20 protein-coding genes are annotated in these 16,606 nt (G+C 62.5%); 12 read left to right on the top strand and 8 right to left on the bottom strand.

Features of this window, described 5'->3' with window-relative positions; genetic code table 11:
* The first annotated feature begins 73 nt into the window (after positions 1-73).
* Positions 74-994, top strand: coding sequence for a LysR family transcriptional regulator (locus AO356_RS23770; RefSeq protein ID WP_060741836.1), 921 nt, complete (start codon positions 74-76; stop codon positions 992-994).
* Positions 994-1,905, top strand: a complete 912-nt coding sequence (locus AO356_RS23775; protein ID WP_060741837.1) for a LysR family transcriptional regulator — start codon at positions 994-996, stop codon at positions 1,903-1,905. Before AO356_RS23770 ends, AO356_RS23775 begins: the two co-directional genes overlap by 1 nt.
* Positions 1,906-1,908: 3 nt before the next feature.
* On the opposite strand, the gene AO356_RS23780 is transcribed toward AO356_RS23775, so the two are convergent.
* Positions 1,909-2,832, bottom strand: coding sequence for an AraC family transcriptional regulator (locus AO356_RS23780; protein WP_060741838.1), 924 nt, complete (start codon positions 2,830-2,832; stop codon positions 1,909-1,911).
* Between the two features lie 110 nt (positions 2,833-2,942).
* On the opposite strand from AO356_RS23780, the gene AO356_RS23785 reads away from it, so the two are divergent.
* Entirely contained in the window at positions 2,943-3,290 is a 348-nt protein-coding gene (locus AO356_RS23785) for a carboxymuconolactone decarboxylase family protein (RefSeq protein WP_060741839.1), read from the top strand.
* Positions 3,291-3,511: 221 nt separating this feature from the next.
* On the opposite strand, the gene AO356_RS23790 is transcribed toward AO356_RS23785, so the two are convergent.
* Positions 3,512-3,700, bottom strand: a complete 189-nt coding sequence (locus AO356_RS23790) for a hypothetical protein (protein WP_060741840.1) — start codon at positions 3,698-3,700, stop codon at positions 3,512-3,514.
* Here AO356_RS23790 and AO356_RS23795 point away from each other — a divergent pair.
* Complete coding sequence (locus AO356_RS23795; RefSeq protein WP_060741841.1) at positions 3,699-3,923, top strand: hypothetical protein; 225 nt, start codon at positions 3,699-3,701, stop codon at positions 3,921-3,923. The two genes, AO356_RS23790 and AO356_RS23795, sit on opposite strands and share 2 nt — an antisense overlap.
* Positions 3,924-4,011: 88 nt before the next feature.
* A complete protein-coding gene (cynR, locus tag AO356_RS23800; RefSeq protein ID WP_060741842.1) occupies positions 4,012-4,962 on the top strand; it encodes a transcriptional regulator CynR in 951 nt (316 codons plus the stop codon).
* A gap of 15 nt (positions 4,963-4,977) precedes the next feature.
* Here cynR and AO356_RS23805 read toward each other — a convergent pair whose 3' ends face one another.
* The 3 genes from AO356_RS23805 to cynS form a co-directional block, all read right to left on the bottom strand.
* Positions 4,978-5,637 carry a carbonic anhydrase gene (locus AO356_RS23805; RefSeq protein ID WP_060741843.1) on the bottom strand — a complete coding sequence of 220 codons (660 nt, stop codon included), beginning with the start codon at positions 5,635-5,637 and terminating at the stop codon, positions 4,978-4,980.
* A gap of 29 nt (positions 5,638-5,666) precedes the next feature.
* Positions 5,667-5,915 (bottom strand): DUF2790 domain-containing protein, encoded by a 249-nt coding sequence (locus AO356_RS23810; RefSeq protein ID WP_060741844.1) that lies wholly within the window; start codon positions 5,913-5,915, stop codon positions 5,667-5,669.
* Positions 5,916-6,005: 90 nt separating this feature from the next.
* A complete protein-coding gene (gene cynS, locus AO356_RS23815; RefSeq protein ID WP_060741845.1) occupies positions 6,006-6,473 on the bottom strand; it encodes a cyanase in 468 nt (155 codons plus the stop codon).
* A 226-nt stretch (positions 6,474-6,699) separates the two neighbouring features.
* Between cynS and AO356_RS23820 the strand changes: the two genes are divergently transcribed.
* Complete coding sequence (locus tag AO356_RS23820; protein ID WP_192262414.1) at positions 6,700-7,200, top strand: GNAT family N-acetyltransferase; 501 nt, start codon at positions 6,700-6,702, stop codon at positions 7,198-7,200.
* Positions 7,201-7,389: 189 nt separating this feature from the next.
* Here AO356_RS23820 and AO356_RS23825 read toward each other — a convergent pair whose 3' ends face one another.
* Positions 7,390-8,271, bottom strand: a complete 882-nt coding sequence (locus AO356_RS23825) for an AraC family transcriptional regulator (protein WP_060741846.1) — start codon at positions 8,269-8,271, stop codon at positions 7,390-7,392.
* Positions 8,272-8,334: 63 nt separating this feature from the next.
* Complete coding sequence (locus tag AO356_RS23830; protein WP_060741847.1) at positions 8,335-9,276, bottom strand: DMT family transporter; 942 nt, start codon at positions 9,274-9,276, stop codon at positions 8,335-8,337.
* Between the two features lie 74 nt (positions 9,277-9,350).
* Between AO356_RS23830 and AO356_RS23835 the strand changes: the two genes are divergently transcribed.
* A complete protein-coding gene (locus AO356_RS23835; RefSeq protein WP_060741848.1) occupies positions 9,351-10,205 on the top strand; it encodes a LysR family transcriptional regulator in 855 nt (284 codons plus the stop codon).
* 183 nt (positions 10,206-10,388) lie between these two features.
* Here AO356_RS23835 and AO356_RS23840 read toward each other — a convergent pair whose 3' ends face one another.
* On the bottom strand, positions 10,389-12,095 hold the full coding sequence (locus tag AO356_RS23840; RefSeq protein WP_060741849.1) for an amidase: 1,707 nt from the start codon (positions 12,093-12,095) through the stop codon (positions 10,389-10,391).
* Positions 12,096-12,340: 245 nt separating this feature from the next.
* On the opposite strand from AO356_RS23840, the gene AO356_RS23845 reads away from it, so the two are divergent.
* The 5 genes from AO356_RS23845 to AO356_RS23865 are packed head-to-tail and all read left to right on the top strand — an operon-like array spanning position 12,341 to position 16,597.
* A complete protein-coding gene (locus AO356_RS23845) occupies positions 12,341-13,018 on the top strand; it encodes a thermostable hemolysin (protein ID WP_060741850.1) in 678 nt (225 codons plus the stop codon).
* Entirely contained in the window at positions 13,008-14,489 is a 1,482-nt protein-coding gene (locus AO356_RS23850; RefSeq protein ID WP_060741851.1) for an AMP-binding protein, read from the top strand. The genes AO356_RS23845 and AO356_RS23850 overlap by 11 nt, the downstream gene beginning before the upstream one ends.
* Positions 14,486-15,160 carry a TenA family transcriptional regulator gene (locus tag AO356_RS23855; RefSeq protein WP_060741852.1) on the top strand — a complete coding sequence of 225 codons (675 nt, stop codon included), beginning with the start codon at positions 14,486-14,488 and terminating at the stop codon, positions 15,158-15,160. Before AO356_RS23850 ends, AO356_RS23855 begins: the two co-directional genes overlap by 4 nt.
* Positions 15,147-15,956, top strand: coding sequence for an SDR family oxidoreductase (locus tag AO356_RS23860; protein WP_060741853.1), 810 nt, complete (start codon positions 15,147-15,149; stop codon positions 15,954-15,956). Before AO356_RS23855 ends, AO356_RS23860 begins: the two co-directional genes overlap by 14 nt.
* Positions 15,953-16,597: a tetratricopeptide repeat protein gene (locus AO356_RS23865; RefSeq protein WP_060741854.1), complete on the top strand. Its 645-nt coding sequence runs from the start codon at positions 15,953-15,955 to the stop codon at positions 16,595-16,597. The genes AO356_RS23860 and AO356_RS23865 overlap by 4 nt, the downstream gene beginning before the upstream one ends.
* Positions 16,598-16,606 lie beyond the last annotated feature (9 nt).

The following is a 16,606-nucleotide window of genomic DNA, read 5'->3' on the forward strand; positions in this document are numbered from 1 at the left end:
GCCTCTTCCGGCAAGCCTTGAGGCCGAAACCGCCACGTATGTTCAATCTCCCTCACGCAAGGCTGGATCACCCATGGATCGCTTTCAGGAAATGCAGATTTTCATGGTGGTTGCCGAGGAGGAAGGGTTCGCCGCTGCCGCCCGGCGCTTGCGCATTTCGCCACCGAGCGTGACGCGGGCCATTGCGGCGATGGAAGAACGGATCGGCACCCAACTATTGTCTCGTACCACCCGCAATGTGCACCTGACCGAAGCGGGGCAACGCTACCTGGAAGATTGCCGGCGGATCCTGAGTGAGCTCGAAGAGGCCGAGGAGGCCGCCGCCGGCAGCTACTCGATCCCGTGCGGGTATCTGACGGTTACCGCGCCGGTGCTGTTTGGCGAGTTGTACATCGCGCCCTTGCTGACGGATTACCTGGATCGGTTTCCCTCGGTGCACCTCAATGCCTTGTTGGTCGACCGTGTGGTGAATATCGCGGACGAGGGCATCGATGTGGCGATCCGCATCGGCCATTTGCAGGAAAACAATCAGCACGCCATCAAGGTCGGTGAGGTACGCCAAGTGATTTGCGGCGCCCCGGCCTATTTCCAGCGCCATGGACGGCCAAGCCATCCTGGTGAGTTGAGCAAGGCCAATATCGTGATGTCTTCGGCCAGTCATTTGCTGAGCCACTGGCAGTTCATGGACGAAGCAAGCTCGCTGAGCCTGCGGGTTGACCCACGCCTGGTGGTGACCGCGAATCAGGCCGCGATCAATATCGCCCGCCAGGGCTGGGGCGTTACCCGGGTATTGTCCTATCAAGTGGCCCGGCAGGTCGCCGAGGGTGAACTGGAAGTGGTGCTCAAGGCTTTCGAACCACCGGCGTTGCCGATTCACGTGGTGTATCAGAAGAGCAATCGGGTGCCGGCCAAGGTGCGTACGTTCGTGGACTTCCTCGCCGATCGGCTGGGAGACGACGTCACGCTCAAGCCTGTCGTAAAAGGCACCGGCTGATGGCGCGCCACCATGAAATGAGGGTATTCCACGCGCTGTCGCAGTGCTCCAGCCTCGCCTCGGCCGCCCAGCGCCTCAACGTCTCCGGACCGACCGTGATGCGTGCGGTCGCTCGACTGGAAGCGCGACTGGGTGTGCAGCTGCTGTCACGAAGCACGCGCGGGGTGGCGCTGACGGAAGCCGGGGTCGGCTTCATGGCTGATTGTTCACGCATTCTCCAGGCCGTTGACGAGGCTGAAGCATCGGCCAAGGGCTGGCATGTCCAGGCCCAGGGCAATCTGACGATTCTGTTGCCCACCTTGTTCAGCCGTTATGTCATGGCCCCGGTATTGGCCGGCTACATGGATCACTTCCCCGAGATCAGGCTATTGGCCCACTACCATGATCGTTTCCCGAACATGCATGAGGAAGGGCTGGATGTCGCGGTGTTGGTAGGGCATCTACCCAGTTGCTCATTGATCGCACGACCTGTCGGCAGCGTTCGCTCGCTCGTCTGCGCCAGTCCTGGTTATCTGGCGATGTATGGTGAGCCGGTTGTGCCGCAGGATCTGCACGATCACCGCCTGATCGCCACGCAGGCCAACCAGGACTGGGTCCAGTGGTCTTTTCAACAGCAGGGCGAGACCAACGGCTTCAAGGCCCGCACGCGGCTCAGTTGCGCCACGCTACAGGCGGCCATCGACGCAGCAGCTCATGGGGCCGGGTTGACGCGTTGCTTGAGCTATCCGTTGTACGACTATCTGAGCAGCGGACGCTTGCGCAGGGTCTTGCAAGCCTATGAACCACCCTCCATGCCCGTGCAGGTGGTCTACCGTGAAAGGCGCAAGGCGCCGATGCGGGTGCGCAGTTTCGTGGACTACATCGTCGAGCACCTGCGCGAGCACCCGGCCCTGCGAGCGGATATCTCTTGATGGTCAGCGCGCGTTCGGGGCCTGGATCCCACGACGCACCCGCCCTGGCGCCTCGCCGTAGATTTCCTTGAATTTCTTGCTGAACGCAGCCTGGGATTGGTAGCCGACCTGTACGGCAATATCGCTCAGCCCCAGGTGTGAGTGGCTGAGCAGACTGAAGGCCAACTCCATTCGCACTTGCGTCAACAGTACCCACGGCGAGACGCCGGCCAGCTTGACGAATGCGCGCATGAAATTGGCCCGGGACATGCTCGCGAGGTCTGCCAGGCCTTGGATGGTCCACTCGTGCGCAGGGTCCGCCAGCATCGCCTGCCAGGCCCGGCCCAGGCGCTTGTCGCCGAGCAGGGCCAGCGTGCCGCTGTCCTGGCCATGACTCGACAGGTGCGCACGCAGAATCAGGGTGAACAGGGCCTGGGACAAGGCGTCGAGCAAGAAGCGAGCGCCGGGCTGGTTCCCATCCGCTTCCCCGCGAAGGATTTCCACCAATGCCGGCAAAGGTCCGTTGGCCGGTAAGGCGCCGCTGGGAATCACCAGGTAGTCGGGCAGGGCGCTGAACAGCAACGAAGCTCGGTTGAAATGAAAACCACCGCAAAGCATGTCCAGCTCCGCGCTGGCACCGCCAATGCGGTGAATCGGCAGGGCGCCTCCGGTCACGATCCGGGGTGAGGTCGGCGTCACCATTTTCCCAGGGCTGTGCATGAGGTGCGGGGCGCCGCGCGGCAGCAGCAGGATGTCACCGGCGCGCATGGGCAAGCGCTGCCCATCGGCAAACTCGACGCGGCATTCGCCGGCCAGCACGATGTGATAGGGCGCCGTGCCCAGGGCATGCTGGCCGTGATCCAGGGCCCAGTCGCCCTGGAACTGACAGCGCAGGTCCAGGCTGCCGCGAACGTTGGCCAGGCTGATGAGTTTATCGATCGCATTCATTTGAGCGTTTCGCCAAAAAAACTGAGCGGATTGAGCAAAACCGAGTGGCGCCAGGGTGAAAAACTGAGGGCGTCAAAACAGTACACCCAACCCACTCAGGAGTTAATGCCATGTTCAATAACTGGTCCGAATTGTTGCCCACCATTCAGAAAGCGTTTGGCGCGCTGGGCCGCAGCAACCCGAAAATGGTCAAGGCCTATATGGCGCTCGGGGAAGCCGCCAGCGAAAACAACGTGCTCGATGCCAAGACCCGCGAGCTGATCTCGATCGCCATCGCCGTGACCACCCGTTGCGACGGCTGTATCGCCGCCCACACGGATGCGGCGATCAAGGCGGGGGCGAGCCGTGAAGAGGTCGCAGCGGCCCTGGCCACTGCGATTTCGTTGAATGCGGGGGCTGCCTACATCTACTCGCTGCGCTCGCTTGAAGCGTATGACACGCTGAAAAAACCGGCGTGACTCATAGCCGGTCCCAAGCCCCGGTTCCCTCAACGACACCGCAATGCTGTTCATTTAAGAAAGATGATGGACCTGTGGCGAGAGAGCTTGCTCCCGCTCGGCTGCGAAGCAGTCGTAAACCGGTGGGTGCGGTGTATCTGATGCTCCGCATTTGACAGGTTTTGGGGCCGCTTCGCGGCCCAGCGGGAGCAAGCCCCCTCGCCACGGGTTTGTCGACAGCCTTAAGTGAACAGCATTGCAACGATACCGGGGCTTTTTTGGCTGCCCGGGGCGATTGTTTCAGATGGCGCAATCAAGTCATCAGATTCCTGGGCATTCTCTAAAAACTGTTCGCCAGTGAAACTGATCCCAGAAGCGATCGACCGTTTCGGGCCGTCGCAGTGCTCTCCATCCTCCAGGAGATTTCCCATGATCGACGTCACCTGCACCGGCAACCCTTGGTCGGACACCTCTGTTGCGATTCACCCAGAATACGAAAGCGGATTCCTGTTGCCCCAGTTGATGGGCGCCCTGGCCAGCGAGTCTGCAGCACCCGTTTCGAACGTCCTGTGCCAGCCGAGTACGAGCGGCGCCATGCTGGCGAAGGCGAGCGCTTTTGTGATGCGGGTGCTGAGGTTGACGCCGACCCGCTAAACGCAACGCTGAGCCCGTGGCGGATGTGGACGCGACATGTCCCCTATACAATGCATCGCAATTACTCAAGCTCCAGGTGGTGGTTCCGATGTTGCTACGTCACTTGCGCTATCTGTTGGCGGTTGCTGACCACGGCGGTTTCACGCGTGCCGCCGAGGTGCTGCACGTGTCGCAGCCGACCCTGTCGCAACAGATCCGGCAACTGGAAGAAACTCTTGGCGTGAGTCTGTTCGACCGCACGTCTCGCACGGTCAGGCCCACGGATGCCGGGGCGGCCTATATCGAATGCGCCCGGCGGGTGCTGGTGGAGCTGGCCGCCGGCAAGCGCGCGCTGCACGACGTCAAGGACCTGTCCCGCGGCAGCTTGAGGCTGGCCATGACCCCGACGTTCATGGCTTACCTGGTCGGGCCGCTGGTGCGTGACTATCGAGCGCGATACCCGAATATCCATCTGCAAATCTTCGAGTTGTCGATGGTTGATATCGAGGAGGGCTTGGCGAATGACACGTTAGACATCGCCATCGCATTCGATCAGGTCAGGAGCGCCGATATCGAATCGATCCCGGCGTTCACCGAAACCCTGGGGCTGATGGTGGGGCGCAATCACCCGTTGTATGACTGCCAGGCCGCGCTGACGGCTGAGCAGGTCGGGCGACTGGAGTTCGCCTTGTTGAGCCCGGACTTTGCCACCCGTACGTGCATCGACGACTACTTCGTCCAGGCTCGGATCACGCCCAAGGTGAGCATTGAGGTCAATTCGGTCAGCACGTTGCTGGAAGTGATCGGGCATTCGGCCGTCGCCACCATTCTTCCGGAGCCCATCGCCACCCAGGAGCGCGCACTGCGCAAGCTGGCGCTGCAGGACGCGGCGCCCCGGCGTGGAGCTTCGCTGTTGCGGCGCAAGAACAACTATCACAGCGCGGCGTCCGTGGCTTTCGTGGAGACACTGTTGCACGGGGTGGATGGCTTTGGGGCCGCTGCGCAGCCCAGCGGGAGCAAGCTCCCTCGCCACCGTGATCGAGGTGGGCAACTGCCCTAGACCAGGCAGCGACCCTCACGCGGCAGTCGCCGTCCGGGCCGGTACGGCACACGCCTGGGGGTTGTCCGCCAAGGACCTGAAGCGGCGATTGTCGGCGTCCAGGGCGTCGATGGAGCCGGTCTCGATGTCATAGACCCAGCCGTGCAGGTTGAGCAAGCCCTTCTCCTGGGCCAGCCGCACACTCGGGTGCGTCTGGATGTTCGCCAATTGGGCGATGACGTTTTCACGCACCATCGAACTGACTTTCGCCGCGTCATCGACGTGAGGCCGTGACTCATTGATGACCCGTGCCGACTCGGCGTGTTGCAGCCAACCGCTGACCGCCGGCAGGTGATTCATGCAGGCGCATTTGGCGACGGCGGTCATGGCACCGCAATCGGAATGACCACAGATCACGATATCCCTCACGCCCAGCACCGCGACGGCATATTCCACCGTCGCGGAAACACCGCCTGGGTGCGGGCTATAGGACGGCACGATGTTGCCGGCATTGCGGATCACGAACAGTTCGCCGGGTTCTTGCTGGGTCAGCAGTTCCGGCACAACACGGCTGTCGGAGCAGGTGATGAACAACGTGCCCGGGTGTTGCGTGGTGGCCAGGTGTTTGAACAGGTCCGTGCGTTGTGGAAAGACCTCTTGCTGGAACTTCAGGAAACCTTCGATCAGCGCTTTCATGCTGCTTGCCTCCAATGAATAGGGTGTTATCAGTTCGTGCAGCCGTTGCCGATCAGGCTGTATTCAAGAATGTGGGTTTCACCTTGGGAATCGCGATAGGTCATTTGCACTGGCGTCGGCCCGCAGACATCGGCGGGCGTGGTGATGTCCAACACCTGGGCGATGTCCAGATGCATGCCGTAGGCATAGGGAACGACGTCCGCAGGTGTGGTGGATGGTTGGGCATGGGCCGACAGCGAGGCGGTCAGCGACAGGGCCAGAAACAGGAATTTTTTCATGAGTCATGCTCCACGCAAGAGTAGTGAGTTCAAATCAGCGATAAGTTGTTTGCAGCGAAGCCCCAGGTTCGCCTGGGGCCAGCGGGACGATCAGAACGGACGCAGGGGCAGGAACTTGCCGTCCAGTGTGATCACCGCACGCGAGCCGCCTTCAGGGTCTTCGACTTTCTTGATGTCGAGCTTGAAGTTGATCGCGCTGATGATGCCGTCGCCGAACTGCTCATGAACCAGGGCCTTGAGGGTGGTGCCGTAGATCTGGATCATTTCGTAGAAGCGATAGATCGTCGGATCGGTCGGCACGCCAGCGAGGCTGCCGCGCAGGGGAATGATCTGCAGGCGGGCGACCAAGTCAGCGGTCAGGTCGAGCTTCTCGCCAATCACCTTGGCCGCGTGTTCCGGCAATGGATGCTGGCCGAGCAGGGCGGCGGTGACGTAGGCAAGGCTCAGGCCGGTGCCATCGGCCAAGTCCTGCCAGGACAGGTGCTTGCGTGCCTTGGCATCCAGCACTTCGGTGGTCAGGGCCAGGCTGATGTCGTTGTAGGCGTGGGACTGTTGCATGGCGTAGCTCCTATCAGTTTGGATCGGGTTGATGTCGCTTGGTTGAAGCCATCATCTGCCGCTTTAGCTATAGCGTCCAAGACCGATATGCAATGCAATGTATTGGTGTTGCCTATGGGTTGAGGCTGCGTTGTCGAGGTATAAATCCTGTAATTGTTGACCTGTACTAATCTCTTGGCAGGCACGGTAGGAGTAGTCATTTAACTAGCCAGCAGAGATACCTCGAATGACGAATCATGAAACCGATGTCGGCAGAGCCAATGAGGCTGATCTGGACGGGATCCTGGTGCTTCAGGCCGCGAATCAGATGGCCCGCGGCGGCTCGCTTTCTGCGAGCCTGCCAAGGGCCCGTGTGGCAGCGATGATGCAGGAAATGCCTCTGATTGTTGCGCGTCGAGAGGGTCGTATCACCGGTTTCCTGATGACTACCACGCGGGCGATGAATGCTGACTTACCGATCGTACAGGCGATGTTCGCCGCTTATCATGGAACGCCGGATGCCTATGTCTATGGCCCGATTTGCGTGGGCGAGGCGGAACGTGGCAAGGGTTTGGCCCAGCGAATGTTCGCGGAGCTCCGGCGGCTCGAGCGGGGGCGTGAAGGTATTCTTTTCATACGCAAGGACAATCAACCCTCGCTCCGTGCGCATTTGAAAATGGGTATGAAAGAAGTTGCTTCCTTTCCATTCAATGGGTTCGATTTTGCCGTTTACTCGTACATCGGTTAGACAGGAAAAAAGCGCTCACTGGACGATAGTGCCAGTCAGTTAAGCCTCATACCCGTGGGAGCAAAGCTTGCTCGCGATTGGGGTGAGCCAGTCGACAACCCATTGACGGGTCTGCCGCTATCGCGAGCTAGCTTTGCTCCCACAGGTTTTGTGCCGTTTGATCTCTGACTGGCATTACCCACTAGACGATCACCTGAGTGGCAGAAAGAGCTCGGTAATGGCTTGGTTCTCCGCAACGTCCGGAAAGAACGTAATACGCTGGCAGTAGAGGGGGAAATCTCCTGGCTCCTCACCGCTGGCCGGCAACCAGTCCCTGTACAGGTACAGCGCGGCGGGCTCGAGGTTGTCGGCGCCCCCTTCGACCCGCAGCACTGCACAACGTCCGGCGGGAATACTGCCAGCCTTGATCGTTTCTCCGTTCGGCACGACAGGTCGGCCCGTCCCCGCGCATAAATCCAGGCGGTAGTCTTGCGGCGGCGTCGTGCGCGGGTCGGAGTGAAATACATTGAACGTCGGGCTGATCGAGGGGATCAGGCCGACACTTCGCCGCCAGGCAATGAAGCGTTGGAGGGTCGTACCGAGCGTCGAGGGATCGCCTCGGTGCTCCATGATGGCGACGGGGGTCGCGGGAACCGTACGGATCTGTACGTCACTGGGCTGATAGGGCGTGGGCATGAGGCGGTTCCTCGCAGTGTGCAATGGCGTGAAAAGGGTGCTCCAGCGCTGCCAGTCGGGAGACTTGCGGAAATTCGAAGGCGGTTGTCCCACCCGTTGTCGAAATACGCGGGCAAAGGCGTCGGGTGCTGCGTAACCAGTGTCCATGGCGATCTGCGTAATCGTTTCATGTTCGCGAAACGCCAGTTTGTAGGAGGCGCGTTTCAGGCGCGCGAGTTGGACGTAGCGATTCAAGGGCAAGCTGAACGTCGCGATGAACTGCCGGTGAAAATGGTATTTCGAAAAAGCCGCAACGCCACTCAACGTATCCAGATCCAGGCAGTCATCAAGGTGCAGGTCGATGTAATCGAGGACCTTGCGCATGCGGGATTGGTAATGCTTTTTTGTGTCGGTCATGGTCTTTCCCAGTAAAGGCCACCAGCATGAGGCCGGCGAGCACAATGCGCTCGACCGATCTTGCTATCTTGAACTTGCAGCCTGCCGGGCTTCGGTGCCGACGACCAGCCAGATGCCGATCCCGGACACCGTCATCCCCACCATCATCTGCCAGGAAAGCGGTTCGTTGAACATGGCCCAGGCCCAGAGCATCGTAATGGGCGGGCTGAGGTACAGGACACTGGCGACGCGGGTGGCGGTCGCGCGGCGCAGGCACAACCAGTAGAGGCCGTAGCCGCCCATGGTCGACAGGCCCGCGGTCCACAAGACGCTCAGTGCGAAGCCTGTGCTGGACAGCGGGGCCAGGCTGCCATGGGCGCCCTCGACCAGGGCGAAGGCCAGGCCCGACACGCAACATTGCAGCCAGAGGTTGGGCAGCAGGCCCAGCGATTGTTCGGCGGGTAAGTGTTTTTGCCACAGGGTCGCGACGGCGAGCGAGAGCATGCCAAGCAACGGCAGGCCATAGGCCCACAAGGGCGCATTGCCCCACGCCAGTGCGCCCTGGGTCACCAGCGTGACGCCGAGCAGGCCGATGAGCAGCCCCACCCAGACCTGCCAGGCCAGTCGTTGCCGGAGTACGCCTGCGGCGAGCAGCGCCAGGCCCATCGGCAGCAGGTCGGCGACCAGCGCGGCCAGGCCCGCCGGCACACCCAGGGCAATGCCTTGGGTGATACCGCCCAGGTAGCCTGCCATCGCCAGCAGTCCGATGCCGGCATTCTTCAATAGTGCGACGGGCGAGGTCCGGCGTAGCGACCTGGCGACGAAGGGAAACAGGACGAGCGTGACCACGACACACCGCCAGAAGACCACCAGCAGGGCCGGCGCGTAATCGATGGAAAAGCGTGCGCCGACGAAGCCCGAGCTCCACGACACCAGCAATGCCGCTTCGAGTAACGGCAATGGAATCAGCCAGTACCAGGCTGGCCGGGGCAGGGAAGTGCAGGTCAGCGATTTATTCGGGTTCATGACCACAGGCTACGAAACCCGGCTAATCTAATAAATCAAAATGTAATGCATCAGTTGTTCACGAAGATTGAATCATGACGGCCATACTCGATATCGACTTGATACGTACTTTTCATGCGGTGGCGCGGATCGGTAAATTCAGTGCGGCGGCGGACCACCTGCACAAAAGCCCGGCGGCGGTCAGCGTGCATATCCAGCGTTTGGAAGCGGTCGCTGGCGGGCGCTTGCTCAACCGGGACAATCAATCGGTATCCCTCACCGCGTTGGGCCAGCGTTTGCTCGTGGCGACGACGGAGTTGTTGAGCACCCATGATCGGGTGCTGGCCGACCTGCACGGAACCCGTTTGGCGGGACGTATCACCTTGGGGGTGCCGGATGAGTACGCAGACCATGTGATCCGCGACATCCTCCCGACCTTCGCCGCCGCGTGGCCCAACGTGGTGCTGGAGCTCAAGACCGCGCCAAGCTATGCGCTACGCGACCTGGTGCAGCGCGGCAAGCTCCAGGCGGCAGTTATTGCCCAGCCGAAGGGGCAGGCGAATGCAGAGGTGCAAGTGCTGGTGTCCACCACGCCGGTCTGGGTCGGGCCGGCCCACACGATAGCGGCTTCGATGGAGCCGCTGCCGCTGGCGGTGCATGCGGCGCAATGCCCTTATCGGCAAGCGATGCTGGAGTCCCTCAGGCAAAGCGGGCGCAAGACCCGCATCGTCCTGGAAAGCCCCTCCAACCAGGCCGTCAAGGCCTGCGTGGAGGCCGGGTTGGCGATCAGCCTGATCGACCGTGGACGGGTGACGGCTGCCATGCGGATCCTCGAAGGCCTGCCGGTGATCGCGGAGCATGAGGTGGTGTTCATGCGAGCCCAGGCGTCACGCGGCGATGAAGCCGTGAGCCTGCTGGCCCGTGCCATGCAGCAGTATTTCCGGCTGTAGGCATGGAATCGGGGCCGCTGCGCAGCCCAGCGGGAGCAAGCTCCCTCGCCACGGTTGCATGTTCGGCTGGGTGAGGGGGCAAACGCCACCCTCGCCAAAATGGCCCTCAGGTATTGCACCTGTGCGCTTTTGTGGCGAGGGAGCTTGCTCCCGCCGGGCTGCGCAGCAGCCCTAAGGACCGGGTCAAGCCGACAATGGCGGTGTCCGAGGCGGGACCCGGCGCTTGGAGCCAATCGACTCGAACGCCGACGCCAGTTGCAACAGCCTCGAATCGTCATAGGCACGCCCGGCGAATGTCAGCCCGACGGGCATGCCGATGTCCGCCATGACGCCCATTGGCACGGTGACCGTGGGTACGCCCAGGTGGCGGATGGCGAGGTTGCCGTTGGCGACCCAGACCCCGTTGCTCCAGGCGATATCGGCAGATTCCGGATTGATATCCGCATCCGCCGGCCCGACGTCGGCGACGGTCGGGAGGATCACCGCGTCCAGGCCCAGCCGCTCCATCCAGTCTTCCAGGTCGATCCGGCGTGTCGCTTCAAGCCCCCGCAACCCGTCGGGCAGCGTCGGGATCTGGTCCCAGGGCGTAATGCCGCGCTGGGCCATCTTCACATACTCGTCCATGCCGGCGGCCAGATCGTCCTCCCGGTTGGGCAGGGTGCCCGGGTCGTGGGGGAAGATCTTCGGTCCGTCGACATCGGCCAGGCGATTCAATTTCGGATCACCGTTGGCCCGCAGGAAGTCATCGAATGCCCAGGCCGATAGATCCCACAACTCATGGTGCAGGAACTCCTTGGAAACCAGGCCGCGGGTGAACACCGTCGGTGCGCCGGGACGGTCGCCCTCGCAATTGGACACCAGCGGGAAATCCACCTCGACCACTTCGGCGCCGCAAGCTTCCAGGGCCTGGCGGGCTTGCTCCCAAAGGTCGATCACCGAGGCACGGGTGACGATTCGCTGCCCCGTCGGGCCGCCGATGCCGGGGGCCTCGGCGGTGCCGGCTTCAGGGTCCGCATTGATGTACATCCGTGGCACGCCGAACCGAATGCCGGCCAGCGCCCCCGGGTTGCTGGCAAGGCTCGGATACGAGGCAGGACGAACCGACTCGACGCTCGGAATCGGCACCCAGGGTTGCAACCGCCACAGGTCGCCACGGGTGTCCGGGTCCTCGGCGACCACCACGTCCAGCACTTCGAGCAGGTCGGCCATGGTCCTGGCGAAGGGCACGACGACGTCCATCGTCGGCGTCAACGGCCAATTGCCCCGCACCGAAATCACCCCGCGCGACGGCGTGTAGGCGCACAGGCCGTTGTTCGACGCCGGACCGCGTCCGCTCGACCAGGTTTCCTCGGCAAGGCCAAACGCGGCGAAACTGGCGGCGGTTGCCGTGCCCGCACCGTTCGAGGAGCCGGAGGCAAAGGGCGCGGTGAGGTAGTCGCCGTTGTACGGACTTTCCGCCCGGCCATACACCCCGCGCTGCATCCCGCCATTGGCCATGGGCGGCATGTTGGTCTTGCCCAGGCAGATGGCCCCGGCGGCGCGCAGCCGTTCGATGGTGAACGCATCGCGATAGGCCACCAGGTCCTTGAACGCCGGGCTTCCGGAGGCGGCGGTGAGCCCCTTGACCAGATAACTGTCCTTGGCCGTATAGGGAATGCCGTCGAGTGGGCCGAGGGTCTGGCCACTGGCCCGACGGGCATCGGAAGCCTGCGCTTCCTTCAGCGCATCCGGGTTGCGCACCACCACCGCGTTGAGGGCCGTGGGAGTGTCGGGGCCGTCGTAGGCATCGATCCTGGCGAGGTAGGCCTGGACAAGGGCTACCGCTGTGGTCTGGCCCGATTCCAGCGCGGCGCGCAGTTGGGCAATGGAGACTTCGGTGATGTCGATCATGCAATTACCGCCGCGGTAGAAGGATGACGGGGAGTGCGGGTCCATTGACGTCGGGCCTGGCACTTCAGGTCATCTAAAGGTGGATATTTATCGGGTTTTGCCTACTGTACTACGGAAAAACAAACAAAGGCAGCCCGTGTTTGATCGGACTATTTCTCAAGCGTACGCAAACTTCCCATCTTCAGACTTCGTTAAGAAACGGCCTCGATACTTCTCCCCAATAGCCCGAGGGAGAACGTTGCGCCATGCCCGATTTTGACTGGAACATCCACTTGCCGCTGGCCTTCGGTGATGCCGGCCCGCCGGTTCGGCACTTGCACCGGGCGTTGCCGGGACAAGCCCGGCGAGCTGAGTTCGAGGCGTTCATCCAGCAGCGTTTTCGCCAGGTCCACGGTGCCGATATTCGTCACTTCATGCCGGAGCTGTTCGGGCTCGACGATGTCCACGGCACGCTCTGCGCAGCGGCTGGCGTGCGCCGGGCCGCCCAGGGGCCGCTGTTCCTCGAACATTATCTGGACAGCCCCATCGAGCCTTTGATCAGCGCCGCCGCCGACCGTCCGGTGGATCGCGCCGGTATCGTCGAAGTCGGCAATCTGGCCGCCAGTGACACGGGCAGCGCCCGGCTGAGCATCATCGCGATCACTTATCTGTTGGCCATGGGCGGCCTGGAATGGGTTGCGTTCACTGGCAATATCGGCCTGGTCAACAGCTTCCATCGCCTGGGTCTCAAGCCCGTGACCCTGTGTCCGGCCGATCCGCAGCGCCTTGGCGAGGAGCGTCACCTCTGGGGGCGTTACTACGAAAGCCAGCCGTGGGTTCATGTCGGAAACATCCGCGCCGGTTTCGTTCACCTGCGCAATACCGGCGTGTTCAATCGCTTGGGACTGCCGACGGACCTCGGAGAAACCAGCCATGTCGCCTGAAATGGAACGGTTCAAACGCACCCTGCGTGGGCATGCCGAGCGCAGGGGTCACGCTATTGCGCTGTGGGGCGACGGTTCGCAGCTCGACTACGCAACGCTTTATTCCGAAGTGGTGTACCGCCAGCAACGCCTGCGCGATGAACACATCAGCGTTGTCGCCCTGGCCCTGGACAACGGCATCGAAGCGATGCTCTGGGACCTTGCCGCGCTGTTCGAAGGGCTGGCCTGCGTCATCCTGCCCGGTTTTTTCAGCCAGGCACAACGTCGCCACTGCCTGGAGCAGAGCCAGGCCGAGCGGGTGATTGCCGAGCCTGCGTTCGAAACGGAACTGCAAGCCGCCGGATACCAGCACAGTGGCGAGTTCTGGCGGCGGCATTTCGACGGGCCGAGTCGTCTGCCGGCAGGCACCGCCAAGCTGACCTTCACGTCCGGAACCACCGGCACGCCCAAAGGCGTCTGCCTGAGCGCCGACAGCCTGTTGCGGGTGGCCCGTGAACTGGAACAGGCCAGCCAACCGGTCGAGGCCAGGCATCACTTGGCATTGTTGCCCCTGGCGATTCTGCTGGAAAACCTTGGCTGCTACGCGGCGTTGTATGCCGGTGCCATGCTGAGCCTGCCCAGCCAGAGGACGCTTGGCATCCAGGGCGCCAGCGGGGTCGACCCGACGCGCCTGCTGGGATGCCTGGCCGAGCGTCGGGCGCAGAGCCTGATCCTGGTTCCGCAGCTGCTGCTGATGTTGGTCACGGCCGCCGAACAGAAGCTGTTCAACCCGCACATCGTGCGATTCGCCGCCGTCGGCGGGGCACGGGTGTCCCACGATTTGTTGCAGCGGGCCCAGCGTGTTGGCCTGCCGGTGTTTGAAGGCTATGGGCTGTCGGAATGCGCTTCGGTGGTGTGCCTCAATCGGCCACAGGCTCATCGTGCCGGCAGTGTCGGCCAGCCACTGCCCCATGTGGAGATCCGCTTGGCCGATGACGGCGAAGTCCTGATCAAGGGCTCGACGCTGCTCGGTTACCTGGGGGAGCCTGCGCACGCCAGCGAGTGGTGGCCCAGTGGCGACCTGGGTGAGTTCGACGAGGACGGTTTCCTTTACCTGCGCGGTCGCAAGAAGCATCAGTTCGTGACCAGTTTCGGTCGCAACGTGAACCCCGAATGGGTTGAAGCCGAACTCACCCAGGGCGGTGACATTGCCCAGGCCTTTGTCTATGGCGAAGCCATGCCGCACAACCATGCACTGCTCTGGCCCGCCCGGGCCGACTGCACGGATCAAACGCTGGAGCTGGCCGTGGCCAAGGCCAACGACACGCTGCCCGACTACGCGCGGGTCCATCACTGGACGCGCCTGGACCAACCCTTCAGCGCTGCCAACGGCATGCTCACCGCCAATGGCCGGCCACGCCGGGAAGCCATCGTCGAGCATTACCGGGCGCAGCTCACTTCACCCGTCTTGTCCGAGGAATCCCCATCATGAGTTTTTTTGACACGTTGCAAGAAGCCACCCAGCAAGAGCGCCAGACCCTGTTCAATCTGCCGATCATTCGTGACGCCCTCGACGGCCAGGTCAGCCTGGCCAGTTACCGGGGCTTCCTGATCCAGGCGTATTACCACGTGCGCCATACGGTGCCGTTGATGATGGCGTGCGGGGCGCGCCTGCCAACGCACCTGGAATGGCTGCGCAAGGCCGTGTGCGAATACATCGACGAAGAGTACGGCCATGAGCAATGGGTGCTGGATGACATTGCCGTGTGCGGTGGCGATAAGGAAGCGGTGCGCAATGGCCAGCCTTCGTTACCCATCGAGCTGATGGTCAGTTACCTCTATGACTTGATCGCCCGAGGCAACCCGGTTGGCCTGTTCGGCATGGTCAATGTGCTGGAGGGCACCAGTATCGCCCTGGCGACCCATGCCGCCGACAGTATCCGCCAGCGCCTGGAATTGCCGCCCACGGCGTTCAGTTACCTCAGCTCCCATGGATCGCTGGACATCGAGCATATGCAGACCTATCGCGGGCTGATGAACCGCCTGGACGATCCGGCGGACCAGGCTGCGGTGATCCATGCCTCCAAGGTGGTGTACCGGTTGTACACCGACATGTTCCGGGGCCTGCCGCGTGACGGGGAGCCTGAACATGCGCCTGTGTGATGCGCGTGTCGTGCTGACGGGCGCCAGCGGTGGAATCGGCCAGGCCATCGCCGCTGCCCTGTGCGCCAGTGGCGCGCGGGTGCTGGCCGTCGCCAGGCATCGCGAAGCCTTGCAGCCGTTGCTGGAGCGTTATCCGCAGCACTTGAGCTGGGTCGAAGCCGACCTGACCTTCCTCGCCGACCGACGCAAAGTGCTGGTCGCCGCCGAGGCCCAGGGAGGCATCAACCTGCTGATCAATGCCGCGGGCGTGAACCACTTCGCCATGCTCGAACAACTCGACGACAGCGAGATCAACGCCATGCTGGCGCTGAACATCAGCGCGCCGATCTGCCTGACCAAAATACTGTTGCCGCTGCTCAAGCAGGCCGACAGCGCGATGGTGGTGAACGTCGGTTCGACCTACGGATCAATCGGCTACCCGGGCTACGCCAGTTACTGCGCCAGCAAGTTTGCCTTGCGCGGTTTTTCCGAAGCCTTGCGCCGGGAGTTGGCCGACACCCGTATCGGAGTGCTCTACGTGGCGCCCCGGGCCACCCGAACCTCGATGAACAGCCCGGCAGCCGACGCGCTCAACCAGGCCCTCAAGGCCAACGTCGACGACCCGCAAACCGTGGCGGCGGCGGTGATCCACGCGATTATCGGCGACCGGCGCGAGCTGTATCTGGGCTGGCCTGAACGCTTTTTCGTCGGCCTCAACAGCCTGCTTCCCAACTTGGTGGATCGGGGTCTGCGCAAGCAATTGCCACTGGTCCGTCGCCTCAGTCGCAAACCTGAAAACGAGCACCTCAAGCCATGAAAAAAATCCTTGCTTGCCTATTGATCGGCACCCTGAGCCAAAGCGTCTGGGCATTGGAGGCGGCCGACCAGCAACGTCTCAGCGACATCCAGCAGCGCTGGGCCCACATTCAATATGAATTGCCAGAAGGCCAACGCGCCGACGCGTTCGAAAAACTCGCGACCCAGGCCTCGGCATTCAAGCAGGAGCGCCAATCGGTGGCCGAAGCATGGATCTGGTCCGGTATCGTCAACAGCAGTTGGGCCGGTGCCAAGGGTGGGCTCGGTGCGCTGGGCAAGGTCAAGGACGCCAAGGGCGACCTGGAAAAAGCCCTGACCCTGGACCCCAAGGCCCTGCAAGGCTCGGCCTACACCAGCCTCGGCGCACTCTACGACCGGGTGCCGGGCTGGCCCCTGGGTTTCGGCGATTCGGACAAGGCCGAGCAATTGCTCCAGCAGGCGTTGCAACTCAACCCGAACGGCATCGACAGCCTGTACTTTTGGGGCGATCACCTCTACCGTCAGAAACGCTACAGCGAAGCCAAGGCAGCGCTGCAAAAAGCCTTGCAGGCAGCGCCGCGGCCGGGTCGGGAAACGGCCGATGCCGGGCGCCGCAAGGAGATCGACGCGTTACTGGTGGATGTGAACAAGCAACTGAACTGACAGGAGCGC

This window comes from Pseudomonas fluorescens, assembly GCF_001307275.1.
Lineage (GTDB): Bacteria > Pseudomonadota > Gammaproteobacteria > Pseudomonadales > Pseudomonadaceae > Aquipseudomonas > Aquipseudomonas fluorescens_AA.